The organism is Micrococcus sp. 140720015-1 (genome assembly GCF_053627595.1).
The window spans coordinates 102,712-122,787 of the sequence record NZ_JBSEYC010000003.1; the positions used below are offsets into that span (position 1 = coordinate 102,712).

The following is a 20,076-nucleotide window of genomic DNA, read 5'->3' on the forward strand; positions in this document are numbered from 1 at the left end:
AACGGCGGCGTGTCGAACCGCTTTCGTTCGGGAAACGGCGGGGCGCGTGCGCCGTTTCCCGAACGAAAAGGCCCTGGGGGCGCCGTCTTCCGAGCGAAAGTGCGCGGGTCGCGCGGGGGGCGACGACGGCGCCACGCCCTGCCGTCGCACAGGGCCGCTCGGTAGCGTGGCCGGCATGAGCACGCAGCCCCCCGGTCTGACCACCGACTCCCCCGACACCCCCGCCGACGATCCGGTCCGCGAGCCGTTGCCCACCGAGGCCCTGCCGATCGCGCCGGCCGGGCCCCGACCCGAGGAGCCGCGGGCCGCCGTCGAGCGTCTGCGCGCCGCCGCCCGCTCCCGCGCCGCCCACCCGCGCGCGGTGCGGGTGCGCCAGCTCAAGGGCCTGAAGCGGATGCTGACCGAGCACGCGGACCGGTTCGTCGCGGCGCTCGGCACGGATCTGGGCAAGCCGGCCACCGAGGCGCTGATCACGGAGATCGTCTCGGTGCGCTCCGAGGTGGACCATGCGCTGCTGCACCTGACCGACTGGATGGAGCCGCGGCCCGTGAAGCTGCCGCTGGCCCTGCGGCCCGCGAGCGCGGAGGTCCGGCCGCGGCCCAAGGGTCTCGTGCTGGTCATCGGCGCGTGGAACTACCCGGTGCAGCTCGCGCTCGCCCCGGTCGTGGGCGCGCTGGCGGCGGGCAACACGGTGGTGCTCAGCCCGTCGGAGAAGGCCCCGGCCACGGCGGCGGCGCTGCGGGAGCTGGTGCCGCAATACCTGGACTCTGCACTGGTCTCCGTGGTGGCCGGCGGCAAGGAGTGCAACACCGCGCTGCTGGCGGAGCCGTGGGACCACATCCTCTACACCGGCGGGGAGCGCGTGGGCCGGATCGTCTACGAGGCGGCGGCGAAGACCCTCTCCCCCGTGACGCTCGAGCTGGGCGGCAAGTCGCCGGCGGTGGTGACGCCGTCGCGGAACACGGGCGCGATGGCCCGCCGCATCGCGTGGGCGAAGTTCACCAACGCGGGCCAGACGTGCGTGGCCCCGGACTACGTGCTGGCCGTCGGCGAGGCCGCGCTGCGCCAGGTGACCGCCGAACTCCCCGCAGCCCTGCGCGAGTTCTACGGCGACGACCCCCGCGCGTCGACGGACTACGGCCGGCTCATCTCCGCCGAGCACGCGGAGCGGCTGCGGGAGATGCTCCAGGCGGACCTCGACGCCGGCGCCGAGCTGCTCGTCGGCGGCGACGTGGACGCGGCGGCGCGGTACATGGCGCCGACCGTGGTGACGGGCGTGCGGCCCGACGGCGCGCTCATGCAGGAGGAGCTGTTCGGCCCGATCCTTCCCGTGCTGACCGTGGACACCTTCCAGGACGCCCTGGACTTCATCGCGGAGCGCCCGCACCCACTGGCCGCGTACCTGTTCACGGACCGGCCCAGCTACCACCGCGCGTTCGACGACCAGGTGCAGGCCGGTGGCCTCGGCTACGACGTCGGCCTGCTGCACGCCGGCATCGCGACGCTGCCGTTCGGCGGGATCGGCGCGTCCGGGATGGGCGCGTACCACGGCGTCCACGGGTTCGAGACGTTCTCCCACCTGCGCCCGTCCATCACGAAGTCGGACCAGGTGGACACGCTCAAGACCGCGTACCCACCGTACGGGCGGATGAAGCGGGCGCTGCTGCCGAAGATGCTCTGAGGGGTGGAGTGGAGGCGGGGCTGACTGGGCCTGGCTGGGCCCGGCTGCGCCCCGTGCTTTCGAACGTGACATGGGGCCTATCTCACGTTCGAAAGCGCCCATAGCCCCGATTTCACGTTCGAAAGTCGGCCGCGGGCCGGGGGCGGGGATCAGCTCTGCGGCCAGAAGCCGCGGCAGTCGTAGACCTCGGCGAGGACGTCGGCACGGTCGGTCATGACGCCGTCGACGCCGAGGTCGAGCAGGCGCTCGATCTCCGCGGGCTCATCCACGACCCACACGTGCACCGGCAGGCCCGCCGCGTGGCAGCGGCGCACGAAGTCGGCGGTGGCCACGGGCACGCGGCCGTGCCGGACGGGCACCTGCACGCAGTCGACGTCGAGGGCGTACCGGCGCAGCCAGCGGGTCAGCCCCAGCGGGCCCAGCGTCACGAGCGCCGCGATGGCGGCCGCCCCGCCCGACGTCGCCACCCGCTCCGGCCCGTACGCCCGCTCGGGGTGACCGAGGCGGGCGAGGGCGCGTCGGAAGAGGCGGCGCCGCGAGTCGTGGAACGAGGCGACGAGCACGCGGTCCCAGGCGCCGTGCTGGGCGAGGATGCGGGCCAGGGCCGGGGCCGACGCGCGGTCCTTGAGGTCCACGTTGAGGCGTGCCTCGGGGAGCGCCGTGAGCAGCTCGGTGAAGCGCAGCAGCGGCTCCCCGCCGACCGTGACGTCCGCCAGCCGCTCCCACGTGTGGTCGCGCAGCCGGCCGCGGCCGGTGCTGACGCGGTCCAGGGTGTCGTCGTGGAAGACGACGAGCTCGCCGTCCGCCGTGGTGCGCACGTCCAGCTCGAGGTAGGTGAACCCGGCGGCGTGGGCGTCCACGAACGCGGCCAGGGAGTTCTCCCGGTCGACGGCGGCGCCCCGGTGCGCGAACCCCAGCGGGTGACCGCGACGGGCGGGGACGGAGTCGGTGAGGTAGGCGGGGGCGGGACGGGACGAGGTCGGACGCACGGGATCACGGTAGCGGGGACGGGCGGCCGGCTGCCCGCTGCCGCAGCCGGGAACGTGAGAGGTCGGAATGAGCGTCAGATCGGCCCTCATTCCGACCGCTCGCGTGACAAGAGGGGCCGAAGCGCCCGCCCTCAGTCCTCCGCCGGCAGCTCCAGCATGGGGCGGTGCTCGTAGAAGGTCTGCAGCACCACGGTGGTCCGGGTGGACACCGACGCCGTCTGGCGGATCTCCGTCACGAGGGCCTCGAGCTCGCGCGGCGAGCCCACGCGCACGAAGAGCATGTACGCGGCGTCGCCGGCCACGGAGTGGCACGCCTCGATCGCCGCGATGGACTCGAGGAGCTCGGGGGCGTCGTCGAGCTGGCGCGGGTCCAGCGGGCTGATCTCGATGAACGCGGAGAGCGGCCTGCCCACGGCCTCGGGGTCGAGCAGCGCGCGGTAGCCCGTGATCACGCCCGTGCTCTCGAGCCGACGCAGGCGCGCCTGCACGGCGGAGGTCGAGAGGCCGACCCGCTCGGAGAGCTGGGCGAGCGTGGCGCGCGGGTCATGGGAGACGGCGGCCGCGAGCCGCGCGTCGACAGGGTCGTCCATGCGCCGCACGCTATCAGCCGGCCCCGGCCGCCGGGTTGACAGCCCCATGCTCTCATGGAACCCTTCCGGCAAGTGATCCGCGTCACCGGATATTTTCCGGCGATTCGACCTCAGGAGGGTTCTATGTCCACCACTCTGCAGCCCGTCCGGACCGACGTCGTCGTCCCGGAGACCTCGGCCGACGCGCGCACCGTCGAGACCCACCCGGCCTGGCTCCGCCTCAAGGCCGCCGCCACCGCCCTGCAGCCCCTGCAGGTCAAGGACGGCTCCATCCCGGGCCCGGCGGACCACGCCGCCGCGCGCGAGCACGTGGAGACCATCGTCGCCGCCGTCGAGGAGCTCGCTCCGCTCTTCCCGCACGACGCCGCCTACCTCGCCGCCCTGCCCCGCGACTTCGCCCGCTGGGCCGACGGCGGCTTCGCCGAGCCCGACTTCCTGGACTCCCTCGTCGCCTTCCAGCCGCAGGAGCACCGCGTCGACGGCGTCCGGCACCTCGTGGTCTTCCCGATGTACACGCAGAACGGCTCCCCCGACCGGCACGTGGAGGCCCTCATCGTCGAGACCATCTGGCCCGAGTTCATCGCCGCACTCGAGGCCGGCGACTACGGCAACCGCCTCTTCGTCTCCCTGCGCCTGATCGACTTCACCCCCGGCTACGACACGAACTCGGCCGTGCTCTTCCCCGAGACCGTGGCCATGCGCGAGATCCCCACCTTCACGTGGGGCGCCATCTTCCAGGACCGCGAGGCCGCCCGCTTCCGCCGGGTCGTCACCGCCGCCGCCGAGATCACCCAGCTCGAGCTCCCGGCCGAGCTCGCCGAACTGCTCTCCAGCCAGGAGCTCGCCGAGGGCACCTTCGTGATGTGGGACCTCATCCACGACCGCACGCACATGCGCGGCGACCTGCCCTTCGACCCGTTCATGATCAAGCAGCGCATGCCCTTCTTCCTCTACACGCTCGAGGAGATGCGCTGCGACATGACCGCCTTCCGCGAGTGCGTGGCGATCGAGCGCCGCCTCACGGCGCGCGCCGCCGCCGGCGAGCAGCTCACCGCGCTCGAGGAGCAGACCCGCCGCCACGCCGGGCTCGTGCAGCACGCCGTCCTCTTCGACCGGGTCTTCCGCTTCGCCCTCACCGGCTCGCGCGTCCGCAACTACGACGGCCTCGGCGGCCAGCTGCTCTTCGCCTGGCTGCACCGCAAGGACGTGATCCAGTGGCGCGACGTCGCCCTCAGCGTGGACTGGGACCGGCTCGCCGACGCCGTCGTCGAGCTGGGCGACGCCATCGACACGCTCTACTGGGAGTCCATCGACCGCCCCAAGACCGTGCACTGGCTCAAGGCCTACGAGCTCGTCGCCTCCGTGGTCACCCCGCACCCGGCCTCCGTCTGGGCGCAGGGCCTGCCCCGTGAGGTCCTCGCCGGCCCGCCCAAGGGCTACACCGACCTCGTGCTCGACGACGAGTTCCCCCTGTCCATGTTCTTCGAGGCCCTCGAGAAGAAGATGCGCGGCATCATCGAGTCCACCGCCGGGATCCGCGGCACGGACGCCTGAGCCGTGGCCGCGCTGACCGACCGCGCGGTCCTGATCGCGGGCGCCACGAGCGCCTCGGGCCGGGCCGCCACCCGCACGCTCCTCGACGCCGGCGCGCACGTCGTCGCGACCGGACGCGACGCCGCGAAGCTCGCCCCGCTCGCCGCGCTCGGCGCCGAGACCGCGGCCCTGGACCTCACGGACGAGACCGCCGTCGGCGGCCTCGTCGAGGACCTGCACGCCCGCGGCACCCGGATCGACGGCCTGCTCCACCTGGTGGGCGGCTGGCGCGGCGGCGGGGGCCTCGCCGGCCAGACCGAGGAGGACTACCGCGCCCTCGAGGCCTCGTTCACGGCGCTGCGGCACGTGAGCCGGGCCCTCGACGACGACCTGCGGGCCTCGTCCGCCGGTCGCCTCGCGATCGTCTCGTCCCCGGCGGTGACCCGGCCGCTCGCCGGCGGCGCGAACTACGCCGCGGTGAAGGCGGCGAGCGAGGCATGGACCCGCGCGGTGGCGCAGGGCTGGGCCAAGGCCGCCCGGGACGCGGGGACCCCGCTGCGCTCGGCGGCCGTCGTGTTCCGTGTGAGGTCCCTCGCCGGGCTCGAGGAACGGCTGGCCGAGGAGTGCGCGCGACTGTGGGAGGCTGAGGCGGGCGCGCTGAACGACGCCGTCCTCACGCTCCAGGAGAAGGGAACGGACTGACATGCAGAGGATCCACGATCCGCAGGAGCGGGGCTTCGCCTCGGACAACTACTCCGGCGTCCACCCGGAGGTGCTCGCGGCGATCGCCGAGGCCAACGGGGGCCACCAGGTCGCCTACGGCGAGGACGTGTACACGGCGCGTCTGCAGGAGGTCGTCGCCCAGCACTTCGGCAAGGACGCCACCGTGTGGCCGATGTTCAACGGGACCGGGGCGAACGTCGTCGGACTCCAGTCCATGCTGCCCCGCTGGGGCGCGGTGATCTGCGCGGACACCGCGCACATCCACGTGGACGAGGGCGGCGCGCCGGAGAAGTCCGCCGGCATCAAGCTGCTGCCCGTGGCCACCGACGACGGCAAGCTCACCCCCGAGCTGATCGCCGCCGAGGCCTGGGGCTGGGGCGACGAGCACCGCGCCCAGCCCCTGGTCGTCTACCTCACGCAGTCCACCGAGCTCGGCACGGTCTACACCCCGGACGAGGTCAAGGCCATCACGGACTACGCTCATGAGCACGGGATGCGCGTCTACATGGACGGCGCCCGCATCGCCAACGCCGCGGCCTCCCTGGGCCTGCCGCTGCGCGCCTTCACCACCGACGTCGGCGTGGACGTGCTCTCCCTCGGCGGCACCAAGAACGGGGCGCTGCTGGCCGAGGCCGTCGTCGTGCTGAACCCGGACGCCGCGGACGGCCTCGTGTACCTGCGCAAGAACCAGATGCAGCTGGCCTCGAAGATGCGCTTCGTCTCGGCGCAGCTGCTCGCCCTGTTCGACGGCGACCTGTACCTGCGCTCCGCCCGCCACGCCAACGCCATGGCCGCCCGGCTGCGCGCCGGCATCGAGGCGGGGGTCGCCGACGGCTCGCTGGCCGGCGTCGAGTTCACGCAGGCCACGGACGCCAACGCCGTGTTCGCCGTCCTGCCCGCGGGCGTGGCCGACCGGCTGCGCACCCGCTTCCGGTTCTACGACTGGGACGCGGCGCGCCGCGAGGTGCGCTGGGTGTGCGGCTTCGACACGACCGAGGAGGACGTGGACGCGTTCACGGCGGCGCTGCGCGCCGAACTCGCCCCCGCCGCCTGACGGACGCGCCCGGCCGGGATACCCTTCTACCACCGTGCAGCAGGGTGGGACGCCGCGGCCTTCGACGCGCGTCCGACCGCTCCTCCACCGAAAGGCCACCGTGGACACCAGCGCACCCCGGACGTCCCCGTCGACGCCGCCCGCCTCCGCCGCCCACGCCACCCCCGAGGGCGGCTCCCTGCGGCGCACCCTCAAATCCCGCCACCTGACGATGATCGCGATGGGCGGCGCCATCGGCACGGGCCTGTTCGTGGCCTCGGGCAACACCATCGCGACCGCCGGCCCCGGCGGCGCCCTCGTGGCCTACGTGGCCATCGGCTTCATGGTGTTCCTGCTGATGCAGTCGCTCGGCGAGATGTCCACGTACCTGCCGGTCTCCGGCGCGTTCGAGGAGTACTCGACCCGCTTCGTGAGCCCCTCGTTCGGCTTCGCCATCGGCTGGAACTACTGGTACAACTGGGCGATCACGGTGGCCGCCGAGCTCGTCGCGGCGGCCCTGATCATGCGGTACTGGCTCCCGGACGTGCCCTCGTGGATCTGGTCCGCGATCTTCCTCGCGCTGCTCTTCGGCCTCAACGCCCTCTCCACGCGCGCCTACGGCGAGAGCGAGTTCTGGTTCTCGCTCATCAAGGTCGCCACCGTGGTGATCTTCCTGGTGCTCGGCGTCCTGATGATCGTCGGCATCCTCGGCGGCTCCTCCCCCGGCTTCCACAACTGGACCGACGGCGAGGCCCCCTTCGTGGGCGGCGGCGCCGGCATCCTGGCGATCTTCATGGTGGCCGGCTTCTCCTTCCAGGGCACCGAGCTGGTCGGCGTGGCCGCGGGCGAGGCCGAGGACCCGGAGAAGAACGTGCCCAAGGCGATCCGCACCGTGTTCGTGCGCATCCTGCTCTTCTACGTCGGCGCGATCACCGTCGTCGGCTTCCTCATCCCCTACACCAGCCCCCACCTGCTGGGCAGCGACGTCGAGGACATCTCGATCTCCCCGTTCACGCTCGTCTTCGAGAACGCGGGCGTGCTCGCCGCCGCCTCCGTGATGAACGCCGTGATCCTCACGGCCATCCTCTCCGCGGGCAACTCGGGCCTGTACGCCTCCACCCGCATGCTCTGGGCCCTGGCCGACTCCGGCAAGGCCCCGCGCTTCCTGGCGAAGGTGAACCGGCGCGGCGTGCCCATGAACGCCCTCTACGCCACCACCGCAGTGGGCGCGGCGTGCTTCCTGACCACGTTCATCGGGGACGGCGCCGCCTACGTGTGGCTCGTCTCCGCCTCCGGCCTGGCCGGGTTCATCGTGTGGATGGGCATCGCCTGGAGTCACTACCGGTTCCGGCGGGCCTACGTCGCGCAGGGCCACGACCCGAAGGACCTGCCCTACCGCGCCTTCCTGTTCCCCCTGGGCCCGATCGTCGCGCTGGTCATGTGCGCCGTCGTGATCCTCGGCCAGAACTACCAGGCGTTCATGGGCGACGTGGACCTCGTGGCCGTGGCCAGCGCGTACATCGGTCTGCCCCTGTTCCTCGCGCTGTGGCTCGGCCACAAGCTCGTCACCGGCTCGAAGCCGGTCTGCTACGAGGACGCCGACCTGACCCGCGCCCTGGACTGAGTCCCCCACCCCGGAGGTCGCCGTGCCCGCCCCCTCCTCCCACGCTCCCGCCGTCACCCCCACCGCCCGCGGCCGCCTGGTCTGGGTGGACGTCGCGCGCGGTCTGGCCCTGGTCTCGATGCTGGTCGCCCATACGGCGCCCGCCGGCGGCCCGGGTGGGGTGCTCCACCTCTCCGAGCACCTCACCGCGCCCCTGTTCGCGGCGCTCGTGGGCGTGGGTGCGCGGCTCGAGGCGGAGTGGCTGGGCCGTGGCCGGGCCGTGCCCCGCGCGCTCGTGCGGGCGGCCGCCCTGTTCGGGGCGGTGTGGCTGACCGGGCACTTCGGGGCGGCCGTCGTGAACGTGCTGGCGCACCTGGCCGTGCTCACGGTGCTCATGGCGCTGCTGGCCGCTCTCCCGCTCGGCGCGCACCTCGTGCTGGCCCTCCTCAGCGGCGGGGGCGGCCTCCTGCTCGCCGCCACGCCGACGGCCGATGTCGTCGACCGGCTCGTCCCCGCCGCGCAGGCGCTCGGGCTGAGCCCCGCGGCACTGACCCGGTGGGTCTCCACGTTCCTCACGGACGGCCCGTACCGTCTCCCCCTGTTCCTCGCGTGGGCGCTGCTGGGGGCGGTGCTGGTCGCCACCGTCCACGGCACGACGACGCCGGCCCCGGCCCGGCGCGTGCGGCTCACGGGGCTCGCCTGGGCGGCCGGCGGGATCGCGCTGGCCGGCGTCGTGCTGGCCCTCTCCCGGACGCAGACCGGCGCCGCCCCCGTGCCCTACACGGCGACCCCCGCGGAGGCCCTGCTGGACACGGGCCTCGTGCTCGCCGTCCTCGGCGCGTGCGCGGCCCTGGCGCCGCGGCGGGCCGGGCTGCTGGCCGTGCCCGGCGCGATGACGCTGTCCGTGTACGTGGCGCACCTGTGGTACCTCGGCTGGGTGCTGCGGCTGGGTCCCGGCCCGTGGCGCAGCGCCACGGGCACGGACGACACGTGGTTCAACCTGGCCGTGTTGGTCGCCGGCGCGCTGCTGCTGCCGCTGCTGTGGCGGGCCGTCGTGCGCGTCGGGCCGTTCCGCGCAGGGCCGCTCGAGGGCGTCGTCCGCCTGCTGACGGCCCCGTTCGGCCGCGGGCGCTGACCGACGTCCACCCCAGCGGGTAGCCTCGAGAGCGTGAGCGAGCGAACCACCTACCTGCTGATCGACGGCGAGAACATCGACGCCACCCTCGGCACGTCCATCCTGCAGCGGCGCCCCCAGCCCGACGAACGGCCACGCTGGAAGCGCCTGCTCGGCTACCTCGAGGACCACTGGGACCAGCCGGTCAAGGGCCTGTTCTTCCTCGCCATCGACGGCGACATCCCCATCCCGTTCGTCCAGGCGCTCACCGCCCTCGGCTTCCAGCCGATCATGCTGCGCGGCGAGGGCAAGGTCGTGGACATCGGCATCCAGCGCACCGCGGAGGCGTTGCTGGGCCGGGAGGACGACGTCGTCCTCGTCAGCCACGACGCCGACTTCGCCCCCCAGCTCACCGACCTCGCGGCCACGCCGGGCCGGCGCACCGGGATCATGGGCTTCGAGGAGTTCCTCTCCCACGAGCTGCGCCGCATCCCCGGGGTCGAGTTCTTCGACCTGGAGCACGCGGTGGGCGCGTTCGACTCGTCCCTGCCGCGCCTGCGCGTGATCGACGTCGAGGCGTTCGACCCGTACGAGTTCCTCTGACCGCCGGGGGCGGCCCGCGGCTCAGTCCGTGGGCAGCTCCAGCAGGCGTTCGACGGTGGCGGCCACCCCGTCGTCGTCGCACGCCCCGACCACGCCGTCCGCCGCGGCCAGCAGCGACGGGTGGCCCGAGGCCACGGCCAGGCCGAGACCGGCCCACTGGAGCATCTCCAGGTCGTTGGGCATGTCCCCGAACGCGACGACGTCGGCCGGCGCGACCCCCCGGCTCGCGGCGAACTCCGCGAGGGTCGCGGCCTTGTGCACGCCCGGCGCGGACATCTCCACGAGCGCGATGCCGGGCGCGGAGTGCGTGGCGCTCACGAGCTCGTCCAGCTCGGCGCGGGCCGCGGCGAGGAAGGCGTCCGGGGCCAGGGTGTCCGAGCGGGCCAGCAGCTTCACCACGCCCAGCCGACCCGGCAGCGCGGCCTCGAGCGTGGCCGCCGCGTGGACCTCGGCCCGGAACTCGGCGCGCTCGGAGAACGCGTGCTCCCAGAAGAAGCCCTCGAGGGTCTCGGCGCCGAAGGACACGGTGCGGTCCAGGGCGCGCAGCCGGTCCGTGGCGGTCCACACGGCCTCGACGGGCATGGGGTGGGCGATCAGGACGTCGTCCGTGGCGGTGTCCACGACGACGGCGCCGTTGGAGCAGATCACCGGGCCGACGGGACCGAGCTGCGCGCTCAGCGGGCCGAGCCAGCGGAGGGGACGGCCGGTCACGAACACCACCTCGACGCCGGCGTCGTGGGCGTCCCGCAGCGCCGCGATGGTGCGCGGGCTCAGGCGCCCCGACCGCGTGTGCCGGTACCCGATGATGGTGCCGTCCAGATCCGTCGCGATCATCCGCGGACGGCGCGAGGGCAGGGGCAGGGCGGGCATGCGCCCAGTCTAGGCGGGGCCGTGCGGCGGGCCGGGGTGTCCTCCGCGGGCGAGCGGGGGCACGATGGGGGCGTGGACACCGCACAGCAGAGCACCGCACAGGACACCGCCCCGGACCCCGCGTCGATGACGCCCCACACGGTCACCGTCACCGGCCCCGCCGGCAACATCGGCTACGCGCTGCTCTTCCGCATCGCCGCCGGCGGGATGCTCGGCCCGGACACCCCGGTCCGCCTTCGCCTGCTCGAGATCCCGGCCGCCCTGGGCGCCGCGGAGGGCACCGCCATGGAGCTCGCCGACGCGGCCTTCCCGCTGCTGGCCGACGTGGAGGTCACGGACGACCCGGCCCGCGCCTTCGACGGGGTCCAGCACGCGCTGCTCGTCGGCGCACGGCCGCGCACGAAGGGCATGGAGCGCGGCGACCTGCTCGAGGCGAACGGCGGGATCTTCGGGCCGCAGGGCCGGGCGATCAACGACCACGCGGCGCAGGACGTGCGGGTCGTCGTCGTCGGGAACCCGGCCAACACCAACGCGCTGATCGCCGCCGCCCACGCCCCGGACGTGCCGGCCGAGCGCTTCACGGCGCTGACCCGCCTGGACCACAACCGGGCCGTGGCGCAGCTGGCGGCCCGGGCCGGCGTCGCGGTGACGGACGTGGCCGGCGTGACGATCTGGGGCAACCACTCCGCCACCCAGTTCCCGGACCTCACGCACGCCCGCGTGCGGGTGGACGGGACGTGGCGGCCGGCGCTCGACGTGGTGGACCCGGTGTGGGCGGGCGAGGAGTTCGTGCCGCGCGTGGCCAAGCGGGGCGCGGAGATCATCGAGGTGCGCGGGGCGAGCTCGGCGGCCTCGGCGGCGTCCGCGGCGATCGACCACCTGCGCGACTGGACCCTCGGCACCGGTGTGGACGCGGACGGTGCGTCCCGGTGGACGTCCGCGGCCGTGGTCTCGGACGGCTCCTACGGGGTGCCGGAGGGGCTGATCAGCTCGTTCCCCGTGACGTCCGACGGCGGCACCGCGTGGCGGATCGTGCCGGGGCTGGAGCCGGACGAGTCCCTGCTGCCGGGCGAGGGCGGGCGGCTGGCCGCGACCGTCGCCGAGCTGGAGGCCGAGCGCGACGCCGTGCGAGGGCTGGGCCTGCTCTGAGGCGGGCGGGATCGTCTGCGTCTCTGACCCTTCTGGGGGCGTCCCCGCCCGCCGGAAGGGTCAGATGCGCAACAGATCCGTGCGGGGACGGGCGGGCGTGGGGTCAGTCCGCCAGCTCGGCCCGCGTGGGCGGGTCCGCCCCCGGGCGGGAGGCCGTGATCGCCGACGCGCGGGAGGCGTAGATCAGCACCGACTCGACGTCGGCCGGGTCCATCGCGTGCAGGCGGCCGCGGTTCGCGGCGCCGAGCAGCGAGCGGTCCTCGAGGGCGGCGAGCAGGGCGGCGGTGAACGAGTCGCCGGCGCCCACGGTGTCCGCGACGTCCACGGGCACGATCGGGCGCTCCACCACGCCGTGCGCGGTCACGGCCACGATGTCCTCGGCGCCGCGGGTCATCACCACGAACGCCGGGCCCATCTGCTGCCACGCCTGCAGCGACTCGAGCAGCGGGCGGTCGGGGTACAGCCACGCGATGTCCTCGTCCGAGGCGTGCACCACGTCCGCCAGCCGCACGGACTCCTCCGCGCGGGCGCGGGCGAACGCCCGGTCCGGCACGATCGTGGGCCGCACGTTGGGGTCGTAGCTGATGGTCGTGACCGCGGAGATCCGCTCGAGCAGGGCCATCACCTCGGCGTCGCCGGGGGCGAGCATGGTGGCGATGGAGCCCGCATGCATGTGGTGCAGCGGGCCGCCGGCGGCGTCGTCGAAGTCCCGGGCGAGCGCGGCGGCGGGCGGCAGCGTCCAGTCCAGCTCGAACTCGTAGCTGGCGGCACCCGTGGGGTCCAGGCGAGCGGTGGCCACGGAGGTGGCGGCGGCATCCGGCTCGAGCAGGCAGCGCACGCCGTTCTCCCGCAGGTGCGAGGCGATCATCTCCCCGTGCGCATCGCGGCCGAGACGGCCGGCGAACAGGACGGGCCGCTCCAGCCGGCTCAGGCCCACGGCCACGTTCAGGGGGCTGCCCCCGACGTGCACGCGGGGGGTCGCGGTGTCCGAGACCACGACGTCGACGAGCGCCTCTCCGATCACACCACAGTACTGAGCCACGCGCCCCACGGTACCCTAATCACCGGCGCGGAACCGGGGCTGTGCGCAGGCTTCCAGGCCCCCGAGAAACGCCCGACACCCCCATCCCCGACCCCTCGGCAGGCGGCCATGTCCCCCACCCCCACTCGGCCCTCGCGCGGCCCCGGCTGGCGCGTCCACGGCGACGGCCGCACCATCACCCCGGGCACCGTCGTCGCCCCGGACGAGCGGCTGAGCTGGCCCCGGACCGTGGGCATCGGCGTGCAGCACGTGATGGCCATGTTCGGCGCCACCGTGCTCGTGCCCGCCCTGACCGGCATGCCCGCGACGACGGCGCTGCTCTTCTCCGGCCTCGGCACCCTGCTCTTCCTGGTCATCACGGGCAACCGCCTGCCCTCGTACCTGGGCAGCTCGTTCGCGTTCATCGCGCCGCTGACGGCCGCCGCCACGATCGGCGGCACGGGGGCCGCACTCGGCGGCATCCTCGTGACGGGCCTGCTGCTCACGGTGATCGGCGTGATCGTGCACCGCGCCGGCACCGGCTGGATCCACGCGCTCATGCCGCCGGCGGTGATGGGCACGATCGTGGCCCTGATCGGCCTCAACCTCGCCGGCGCCACGACGACGGCCATGCAGGAGGTGCCCGTCACCACGTTCGGCACGGCCCTGGCGGTGGTGCTCACGGCCGTGACGTTCCGGGGACTCCTGGGCCGCCTGTCCATCCTCGTGGGCATCGTGGTGGGCTACCTGCTGGCCCTGGCGCAGGGCCAGGTGGACTTCACCGCCGTCGGGGAGGCCGCCTGGATCGGGCTGCCCCCGTTCCACGGCCCCGAGCTGCGCTGGGACCTGCTGCCCCTGTTCCTGCCCGTGGTGCTCGTGCTGGTGGCGGAGAACATCGGCCATGTCAGGACCGTCGGGCTGATGACCAAGCGCGACCTGGATCCGCTGACCGGCCGCGCCCTGATCGCGGACGGCCTGTCCACCATGCTCTCCGGCGCGGGCGGCGGCGTCGGCACCACCACGTATGCGGAGAACATCGGCGTGATGGCCAGCTCGCGCGTCTACTCGACGGCGGCGTACTGGGTGGCCGGCCTGACCGCGATCGCCCTCGCGTTCCTGCCGAAGTTCGGGGCCGCCGTCGCCACCATCCCGGCCGGGGTGGCCGGCGGCGCGGGCATCATCCTCTACGGGATGATCGGCATGATGGGCGTGCGCATCTGGGTGCAGAACCGCGTGGACTTCTCCAACACCGTGCACCTCATGACGGCGGGTGCGGGCCTGATCATCGCGATCGCCGACCCTCAGCTCGTGGTCGGCGGGCTCGTGTTCGGCGGCATCACGCTCGGCACGATCGCCGCCCTGGTGGTGTACCACCTCATGACGGCGATCGCCCGCGCCCGCGGCACCGAGCCGGTGCCCGAGGACGAGGAGGAGTTCGAGGCCTCGGAGGCCGGCCGACTCGGCTGACCCCGATCCCGCGCCCCGCGCACCCCGCCTCGCGCACTTTCGGTCGTGAGATAGGGCCAATCTCACGACCGAAAGCGCTGAGAACCCCCATTTCACGTTCGAAAACGCCGGGCCGGGCGGGGCGGGGGGGCGGACCCCGTCAGCCGGCCGCGACCTCCTCGTCGGCGAGGGTGAGGACCTGGTCGAGCACGTCGAGGCCGAAGCGCAAGTCCTCGTCCGAGATGTTCAGCGGCGGGCACAGGTGGAACCGGTTCTCGGCCATGAACAGCAGCAGCCCGCGGTCCTTGGCCTCGGCCATCATCCGCCCCATCACGGGCGCGACCTGACCGAGCGGGGCCAGCCGCTCCCGGGTCTGCCGGTCCTTCACCAGCTCGACGGCCCAGAACGCGCCGGCGCCGCGCACGTCGCCCACGCTCGGATGGGCCGCGGCGATCTCGGCCAGGCGCGGCCCGATGACCTCCTCGCCGATGCGCTTCGCATGGGCGACCATGCCCTCCTCCTCCATCGCGGTGATCGCGGCGACGGCGGCCGCGCACGCGAGGGGGTGGCCCGAGTAGGTCAGGCCGCCGGGGTAGGGCGTGGTCGCGAAGCTCTCGTAGACGTCGTCGCTCATGGCGACGCCGCCCAGCGGCACGTACCCGGAGTTGACCCCCTTGGCGAACGTGACGATGTCCGGGGTGACGCCCGTGAGCTGGTGGCCGAACCACTCGCCCACGCGGCCGAAGCCGACCATGACCTCGTCGATGATCAGCAGGATCCCGTGCTCACGGCACAGCTCCTTGACGCCGGCCATGTAGCCGGGCGGCGGCAGGAAGATGCCGGCGGTGCCGGGGACGGCCTCGAGGATCACGGCGGCCACGGTGGAGGGGCCCTCGAGCTCGATCACGTCGCGCAGGTGGGCCAGCGCGCGCTCGGCTTCCTGCTCGTCGCTCTCCGAGCCGAACGCGGAGCGGTACGTGTACGCGGGCTGGAAGTGCACGACGCCGTCGGAGGCCGAGTCCGAGCCCACGCGCCGTAGGGAGCCGGTCAGGTTCGCCGTCAGGCGCGTGGCGCCGTGGTACGAGAGGTACGCGGAGAGCACCTTATGCCGGCCCGTGTGCAGGCGCGCCATCCGCACCGCGTGCTCGTTGGCCTCCGCGCCCGCGTTCGTGAAGAACACGTGGTTGATGGACTCGGGCAGCCGCTCCGTGATCAGCCGGGCCGCCTCGGACCGGGCGTCGTTGACGTGCTGCGGGGCCACGGTGGCCAGCGTCTCGGCCTGCTCCCGGATCGCGGCCACGATCTTCGGGTGGCGGTGGCCGACGTTCGTGAAGACGAGCTGCCCGCTGAAGTCGACCATGGGCCGACCCTCGCCGTCCCACACCCACGACCCCTCGGCGTCGAGGATGGTCATGGGTGTGAGGTCGCGCTGCGCGCTCCACGAGTGGAACACGTGCGCGCGGTCGAGCTCGTGGGCGCGGCGGCCCCGCTCGATGGCCTCGTCGCTGATCCGGGGGTCCCGGCGGCCGACGTGCTGCTGATGCTCGGACATGCGCCCTCCTTGAGTGTGATGCGGGTCATTCCGAGCATAGGCAGGCCCGCCCTCAGCGCGAACTGGCGCCCCGCCGCCCGCGCGCCACCCCCACGAACGCCTGCACGAGCTCCGAGTCGGCCGCCTTGAGCCAGGCCAGGGCGACGTCCCAGCCGGGGTGCCGGGCCTCGTCGTCGGCCTGGCCCGTGGGATCCGGCCCGTCGACGACGGCGGCGCCCGCCTCCGCCTCGGCCCGCGCCTGCTCGTCCGCGAGCGCGGCCCGCGTGGCGGCGGCCTCGCGGTCGGCGCGGGACAGGCCCACGGTGTCGTCGAGGGTGGAGGCCAGCGGCAGCACGATCACGTCCTTGCGGCCGAACATGCGGGCCACGGACATCGGCAGCACGACGTGGCCGGCGCCGGACGCGGCGATCTCCAGCGCCATCCGCTCGCCCGCGCCGGGCAGCTCGGCGGCGTCCATCGGCTCCGCACTGGGGGCCGGGGCGAAGCGGGCGGGTTCCAGCTCCTCGTCCGGGTCGAGCTCGGCGGGCGGCACCGGGCCGTCCGCGTCCACGTCCCACGCGGCGAGCAGGTGGTCCCTGCCCACGCACACCACCGGCAGCTCGGAGTACACGCCCACGAGGTGCACGTGCCGCGGGTCGACGCCGCCGGCGCGCAGGAACTCCTCGGCGGACACGTCGCGTCGGCGCCGCACGTAGCCCAGCTGCGGCAGGAAGTGGCGGGGCTGACCGGCGTCGTCGTGGGCGAGGTGGGCCAGCTGGGCCGCGTCGTCGTGGTTGACGAGCTGCACCGTGCGCTGGCGCGTGGTGAACCGCTCCACCCACGTGGACGGTGTGGCCCCGGGGATGGTGGCCAGGAAGAGGGTCTCGGGCGGGACGGGCAGGTCGGCCGGTGGCGCGGGCGCGGGACGACGCCGGCCCTCGCCCCCGGCACGGCCCGCGGGCTTCACACCCTTGGCCACGCCGCGCCCGCCGCCGGAGCGGGTGGATCGGGCGGGACCGCCCCTGCTCGCGCGGGACTTCCCGCCCCGGCCGCCACGGGAGCCGCTCAGCGGACCTTCTCCTTCAGGAAGGAGACGGCGCGGTCCCAGGCGAGGGCCGCGGCCTCGGGCCGGTGGTTGCCCTGGGGGTTCTCGTCGTTGTGGAAGGCGTGCGGGGCGTCGTAGTAGAAGTACTCGACGTCGGCCCCGGACTCCTCACGGATCTGCTGCTCCTGCTTCCGCGCGTCCTCGACGGGGAAGGAGTCGTCCTGCTCGGCGTAGTGGCCCTGGACGGCGGCGGTGACGCCGGAGAAGTCGCCGGGCACGCCCTGGCCCACGCCGTAGAACGGCACGGCGGCAGAGACCTTGTCCCCCTGCTGGGCCGCGAGGGCGAGCACGAAGCCGCCGCCCATGCAGAAGCCGATCGCGCCCACGGTCTGCGAGGTCACCTCGTCCCGCGCGAGCAGCCAGTCGACGGCGCCGGCCAGCTGGCGGGCGCCCTCCTCGGCGGGCAGGTTCTGCATCATCTCGCCGGCCTCGTCGCCGTCGTGGGCGATCCAGCCGCCGTAGAGGTCGGGGGCGAGCGCGACGAAGCCGAGGTCGGCGAGGCGGTCGCACACGTCCTTGATGTGGTCCACCAGGCCCCACCACTCCTGGATCACGATCACGCCGGGGCCCTTCCCGGCGGCGGGCAGCGCGAGGTAGCCGTGGCCCGTCCGGTCGCCGTCCTGGCCGGCGTCCTTGGTGGGCAGGTCGAACGTGACGTTCTGGTGCGGGGTCTTCGAAGCCATCATGGGCCCCACCCTACGAGCAGACCGGGCCCCTCATCGAGGGACCCGGTCTCGACGCGCGACGTCGACTCAGGCTCAGGCCTGGGCGTCGGCCTCCGGCAGCACGAAGGCGGCGCCGATCTCGAGCTTCACCTTGTCCGAGACCAGGACGCCGCCCGCCTCGGTGGCCGCGTTCCAGGTCAGGCCGAAGTCCTTGCGGGAGATCTCGCCCGTGGCCTCGAAGCCCACGCGGGTCACGCCGAAGGGATCCTTGTCCTGGCCGCCGAACTCGGCCTCGAGCTCCACGGTCCGGGTGACGCCGTGCAGCGTCAGCTCGCCGACCACGGTGAACTCGCCGGGCTCGCCGCGGACCTCGGTGGAGCGGAAGGTCATGGTGGGGAACTGCTCCACGTCGAAGAAATCGCCGGAGCGCAGGTGGCCGTCGCGGCCCTCGTTCTTGGTGCTGATGGAGGCGACGTCGACGGTCACGTCCACGGAGGACTGGGTGAACTGCTCGGCGATGACGAGCTGGCCCTCCACGGCGTGGAAGGTGCCGCGGACCTTGGAGATGCCGGCGTGGCGGACGACGAAGTCGACGTCCGAGTGGGTGGGGTCGAGGTTCCAGGTGCCGGTGGTGATGGCGTGCATGGGGTGCTCCTTCTCGGGGGATCTGTCTGGTGTGTCCGGGGTGGGCCGCCGCGGGGGGGCGGGGGCTCCTCGGCCTCCGAACTTGTTTCAAATTCAAACATCATCCGGGCGGGTTGTCCACGCTCGATCGTCAAAATTCGAAATAGAGACGGATGTCACGGGTCATGGGGCGTCAGGCCGAGTCCGCCCACGACGACGGCCCGGAACCTCCGGGGGTTCCGGGCCGTCGGCCGGACGGGGTCAGGCGGCGGGGCCGCCCCCCGTCACGGGTAGAGGCCGCGGGTGCGGTGGGCCTCGGCCACGCGCTGCACGGCGGTCAGGGTGGCGGCCTCGCGCAGGCTCACGCGGCGGCTCTCGGAGGTGGCCAGCACGGCCTGCCATGCGGCGACCATGCGCCGCTTCAGGCGCTCGTCCACCTCCTCGCGGCTCCACCAGTAGGCCTGGTTCGCCTGGACCCACTCGAAGTAGGAGACGATCACGCCGCCGGCGTTGGCCAGGATGTCCGGGACGACCAGGACGCCCTTCTCCGCGAGGATGCGATCGGCCTCGCCCGTGGTGGGGCCGTTGGCCCCTTCCACCACCAGCCGGGCGCGCACGCGCGGGGCGTTCTCCTCGGTCAGCACGGACTGCACGGCGGCCGGGACCACGAGGTCCACGTCCATCTCGAGCAGCTCGTCCGCGTCCATGGCCGCGGTGCCGGGGGTGTCCTTCACGGAGCCGGTGTCCCAGAGCTGCTTCTGCAGGGCGTCGTAGTGCAGGCCCTCGTCGTCGCGCACGGCGCCGTACTGGTCCGACACGGCCACGACCGTCACGCCGGCCGCCTCGAGCAGCTCGACCGTGCCGGCGCCGACCTTGCCGAAGCCCTGGACCGCCGCCGTCGCCTGCGACGGCTCGATGCCGAGGTGCTCGAGCGCGGCGAGCGCCACGTGGACCACGCCCGCCGAGGTGGCGGAGGCGCGGCCCAGCGAGCCGCCGAGCGAGACGGGCTTGCCGGTGACCACGCCGAGCGTGGTGTGGCCGACGTTCACCGAGTAGGTGTCCATCATCCAGGCCATGGTCTGCTCGTCCGTGCCCACGTCCGGGGCGGGGATGTCCACCTCGGGGCCGATGATCGGCTGGATCTCGGAGGTGTAGCGGCGGGTGATGCGCTCGAGCTCGGCCTTCGAGTACTGGCGGGGGTCGATGGTCACCCCGCCCTTGGCGCCGCCGTAGGGCACGTCCAGCAGGGCGCACTTCCAGGTCATCCACATGGCCAGCGCACGGACCTCGTCCAGGTCCACGTCCTGACTGAAGCGCACTCCGCCCTTGGCCGGGCCGCGGGAGAAGTTGTGCTGCACGCGGTAGCCGCGGAGCACCTCGGTGGAGCCGTCGTCGCGGCGCAGGGGGATGGAGACGGCCATCTCGCGGCGGGGGGCGGCGAGCATCTGGTGCAGGCCCTCGTCGTAGCCGAGCGTCTTCACGGCGGCGGAGAGCTGGGCCAGGGCGTTGTCGAGCGGGGAGGACGGGGCCGTCACGGCCTCGTCCTCGGCGGGGATCCTCGTCATTGAGCGTCCTCGTGGTCCGGTGGGAAGGGATGTGTCGCGGCCCGACCGACGCGCGGAGGGCCGCGCCCCATTGCGCGGCCGACGCCGTCCGGACCGCGATGAACGCTACGCGCTCCCCCCGCACCCGTCACCCCTTCTGAGCCGCGATCCACGCTCACCCGGGTGACGCCGGACACAGCGGCGTGTACTGTGCTGTGGACGCGCCGCACACCCGCGGCGCCCTTCGGCGTC

General features: G+C 73.6%; 18 protein-coding genes. 9 read left to right on the top strand and 9 right to left on the bottom strand.

Annotation, left to right across the window (positions count from 1 at the left end; translation table 11 throughout):
- Nucleotides 1–175 precede the first annotated feature (175 nt).
- Nucleotides 176–1,681 carry an aldehyde dehydrogenase family protein gene (locus ACUXPL_RS05985; protein ID WP_454182555.1) on the top strand — a complete coding sequence of 502 codons (1,506 nt, stop codon included), beginning with the start codon at nucleotides 176–178 and terminating at the stop codon, nucleotides 1,679–1,681.
- Between the two features lie 149 nt (nucleotides 1,682–1,830).
- On the opposite strand, the gene ACUXPL_RS05990 is transcribed toward ACUXPL_RS05985, so the two are convergent.
- Together ACUXPL_RS05990 and ACUXPL_RS05995 are read right to left on the bottom strand one after the other, a co-directional pair.
- Nucleotides 1,831–2,670, bottom strand: coding sequence for a glycerophosphodiester phosphodiesterase (locus ACUXPL_RS05990; protein WP_454182557.1), 840 nt, complete (start codon nucleotides 2,668–2,670; stop codon nucleotides 1,831–1,833).
- 131 nt (nucleotides 2,671–2,801) lie between these two features.
- Entirely contained in the window at nucleotides 2,802–3,260 is a 459-nt protein-coding gene (locus tag ACUXPL_RS05995) for an Lrp/AsnC family transcriptional regulator (protein ID WP_454182559.1), read from the bottom strand.
- A 123-nt stretch (nucleotides 3,261–3,383) separates the two neighbouring features.
- On the opposite strand from ACUXPL_RS05995, the gene ACUXPL_RS06000 reads away from it, so the two are divergent.
- The 6 genes from ACUXPL_RS06000 to ACUXPL_RS06025 all read left to right on the top strand — a co-directional run bounded on the left by ACUXPL_RS06000 (nucleotide 3,384) and on the right by ACUXPL_RS06025 (nucleotide 9,869).
- Entirely contained in the window at nucleotides 3,384–4,814 is a 1,431-nt protein-coding gene (locus ACUXPL_RS06000; protein WP_454182561.1) for a DUF6421 family protein, read from the top strand.
- Between the two features lie 3 nt (nucleotides 4,815–4,817).
- Entirely contained in the window at nucleotides 4,818–5,495 is a 678-nt protein-coding gene (locus ACUXPL_RS06005) for an SDR family NAD(P)-dependent oxidoreductase (RefSeq protein WP_454182563.1), read from the top strand.
- Between the two features lies 1 nt (nucleotide 5,496).
- Entirely contained in the window at nucleotides 5,497–6,570 is a 1,074-nt protein-coding gene (locus ACUXPL_RS06010) for a threonine aldolase family protein (protein ID WP_454182565.1), read from the top strand.
- A 100-nt stretch (nucleotides 6,571–6,670) separates the two neighbouring features.
- Nucleotides 6,671–8,173: an amino acid permease gene (locus ACUXPL_RS06015; RefSeq protein ID WP_454182567.1), complete on the top strand. Its 1,503-nt coding sequence runs from the start codon at nucleotides 6,671–6,673 to the stop codon at nucleotides 8,171–8,173.
- A 22-nt stretch (nucleotides 8,174–8,195) separates the two neighbouring features.
- Nucleotides 8,196–9,287, top strand: a complete 1,092-nt coding sequence (locus ACUXPL_RS06020) for a hypothetical protein (RefSeq protein ID WP_454182569.1) — start codon at nucleotides 8,196–8,198, stop codon at nucleotides 9,285–9,287.
- A gap of 33 nt (nucleotides 9,288–9,320) precedes the next feature.
- Nucleotides 9,321–9,869 carry an NYN domain-containing protein gene (locus ACUXPL_RS06025; protein ID WP_454182571.1) on the top strand — a complete coding sequence of 183 codons (549 nt, stop codon included), beginning with the start codon at nucleotides 9,321–9,323 and terminating at the stop codon, nucleotides 9,867–9,869.
- Between the two features lie 21 nt (nucleotides 9,870–9,890).
- On the opposite strand, the gene ACUXPL_RS06030 is transcribed toward ACUXPL_RS06025, so the two are convergent.
- Nucleotides 9,891–10,739: an HAD family hydrolase gene (locus ACUXPL_RS06030; RefSeq protein ID WP_406892101.1), complete on the bottom strand. Its 849-nt coding sequence runs from the start codon at nucleotides 10,737–10,739 to the stop codon at nucleotides 9,891–9,893.
- Nucleotides 10,740–10,865: 126 nt separating this feature from the next.
- Between ACUXPL_RS06030 and ACUXPL_RS06035 the strand changes: the two genes are divergently transcribed.
- Nucleotides 10,866–11,888 (top strand): malate dehydrogenase, encoded by a 1,023-nt coding sequence (locus ACUXPL_RS06035; RefSeq protein ID WP_454182949.1) that lies wholly within the window; start codon nucleotides 10,866–10,868, stop codon nucleotides 11,886–11,888.
- A gap of 103 nt (nucleotides 11,889–11,991) precedes the next feature.
- Here the strand turns inward: ACUXPL_RS06035 and ACUXPL_RS06040 are convergent, their stop codons facing one another.
- Entirely contained in the window at nucleotides 11,992–12,912 is a 921-nt protein-coding gene (locus ACUXPL_RS06040) for a carbohydrate kinase family protein (protein WP_454182951.1), read from the bottom strand.
- 126 nt (nucleotides 12,913–13,038) lie between these two features.
- Here ACUXPL_RS06040 and ACUXPL_RS06045 point away from each other — a divergent pair, with 126 nt between their 5' ends.
- Complete coding sequence (locus ACUXPL_RS06045) at nucleotides 13,039–14,376, top strand: uracil-xanthine permease family protein (RefSeq protein ID WP_454182573.1); 1,338 nt, start codon at nucleotides 13,039–13,041, stop codon at nucleotides 14,374–14,376.
- Between the two features lie 139 nt (nucleotides 14,377–14,515).
- On the opposite strand, the gene ACUXPL_RS06050 is transcribed toward ACUXPL_RS06045, so the two are convergent.
- From ACUXPL_RS06050 to ACUXPL_RS06070, 5 genes are all read right to left on the bottom strand, one after another.
- Nucleotides 14,516–15,907 (bottom strand): aspartate aminotransferase family protein, encoded by a 1,392-nt coding sequence (locus ACUXPL_RS06050; RefSeq protein WP_180536642.1) that lies wholly within the window; start codon nucleotides 15,905–15,907, stop codon nucleotides 14,516–14,518.
- A 52-nt stretch (nucleotides 15,908–15,959) separates the two neighbouring features.
- Nucleotides 15,960–16,865 carry a hypothetical protein gene (locus tag ACUXPL_RS06055; RefSeq protein ID WP_180536641.1) on the bottom strand — a complete coding sequence of 302 codons (906 nt, stop codon included), beginning with the start codon at nucleotides 16,863–16,865 and terminating at the stop codon, nucleotides 15,960–15,962.
- Between the two features lie 86 nt (nucleotides 16,866–16,951).
- The gene (locus ACUXPL_RS06060; protein ID WP_063189180.1) at nucleotides 16,952–17,677 is read right to left on the bottom strand and encodes a dienelactone hydrolase family protein; all 726 of its coding nucleotides are present in this window, start codon (nucleotides 17,675–17,677) and stop codon (nucleotides 16,952–16,954) included.
- Between the two features lie 72 nt (nucleotides 17,678–17,749).
- On the bottom strand, nucleotides 17,750–18,301 hold the full coding sequence (locus ACUXPL_RS06065; RefSeq protein ID WP_454182575.1) for a YceI family protein: 552 nt from the start codon (nucleotides 18,299–18,301) through the stop codon (nucleotides 17,750–17,752).
- A 263-nt stretch (nucleotides 18,302–18,564) separates the two neighbouring features.
- Nucleotides 18,565–19,845, bottom strand: a complete 1,281-nt coding sequence (locus ACUXPL_RS06070) for a Glu/Leu/Phe/Val family dehydrogenase (RefSeq protein ID WP_454182577.1) — start codon at nucleotides 19,843–19,845, stop codon at nucleotides 18,565–18,567.
- Nucleotides 19,846–20,076: the final 231 nt, after the last annotated feature.

Bases quoted from the DNA above. Each gene is read 5' to 3' on its own strand.
- ACUXPL_RS05985 (WP_454182555.1), top strand. From the start codon at position 176: ATGAGCACGCAGCCCCCCGGTCTGACCACCGACTCCCCCGACACCCCC.
- ACUXPL_RS05995 (WP_454182559.1), bottom strand. From the start codon at position 3,260: ATGGACGACCCTGTCGACGCGCGGCTCGCGGCCGCCGTCTCCCATGAC.
- ACUXPL_RS06000 (WP_454182561.1), top strand. From the start codon at position 3,384: ATGTCCACCACTCTGCAGCCCGTCCGGACCGACGTCGTCGTCCCGGAG.
- ACUXPL_RS06010 (WP_454182565.1), top strand. From the start codon at position 5,497: ATGCAGAGGATCCACGATCCGCAGGAGCGGGGCTTCGCCTCGGACAAC.
- ACUXPL_RS06030 (WP_406892101.1), bottom strand. From the start codon at position 10,739: ATGCCCGCCCTGCCCCTGCCCTCGCGCCGTCCGCGGATGATCGCGACG.
- ACUXPL_RS06035 (WP_454182949.1), top strand. From the start codon at position 10,866: ATGACGCCCCACACGGTCACCGTCACCGGCCCCGCCGGCAACATCGGC.
- ACUXPL_RS06045 (WP_454182573.1), top strand. From the start codon at position 13,039: ATGTCCCCCACCCCCACTCGGCCCTCGCGCGGCCCCGGCTGGCGCGTC.
- ACUXPL_RS06050 (WP_180536642.1), bottom strand. From the start codon at position 15,907: ATGTCCGAGCATCAGCAGCACGTCGGCCGCCGGGACCCCCGGATCAGC.
- ACUXPL_RS06060 (WP_063189180.1), bottom strand. From the start codon at position 17,677: ATGATGGCTTCGAAGACCCCGCACCAGAACGTCACGTTCGACCTGCCC.
- ACUXPL_RS06065 (WP_454182575.1), bottom strand. From the start codon at position 18,301: ATGCACGCCATCACCACCGGCACCTGGAACCTCGACCCCACCCACTCG.
- ACUXPL_RS06070 (WP_454182577.1), bottom strand. From the start codon at position 19,845: ATGACGAGGATCCCCGCCGAGGACGAGGCCGTGACGGCCCCGTCCTCC.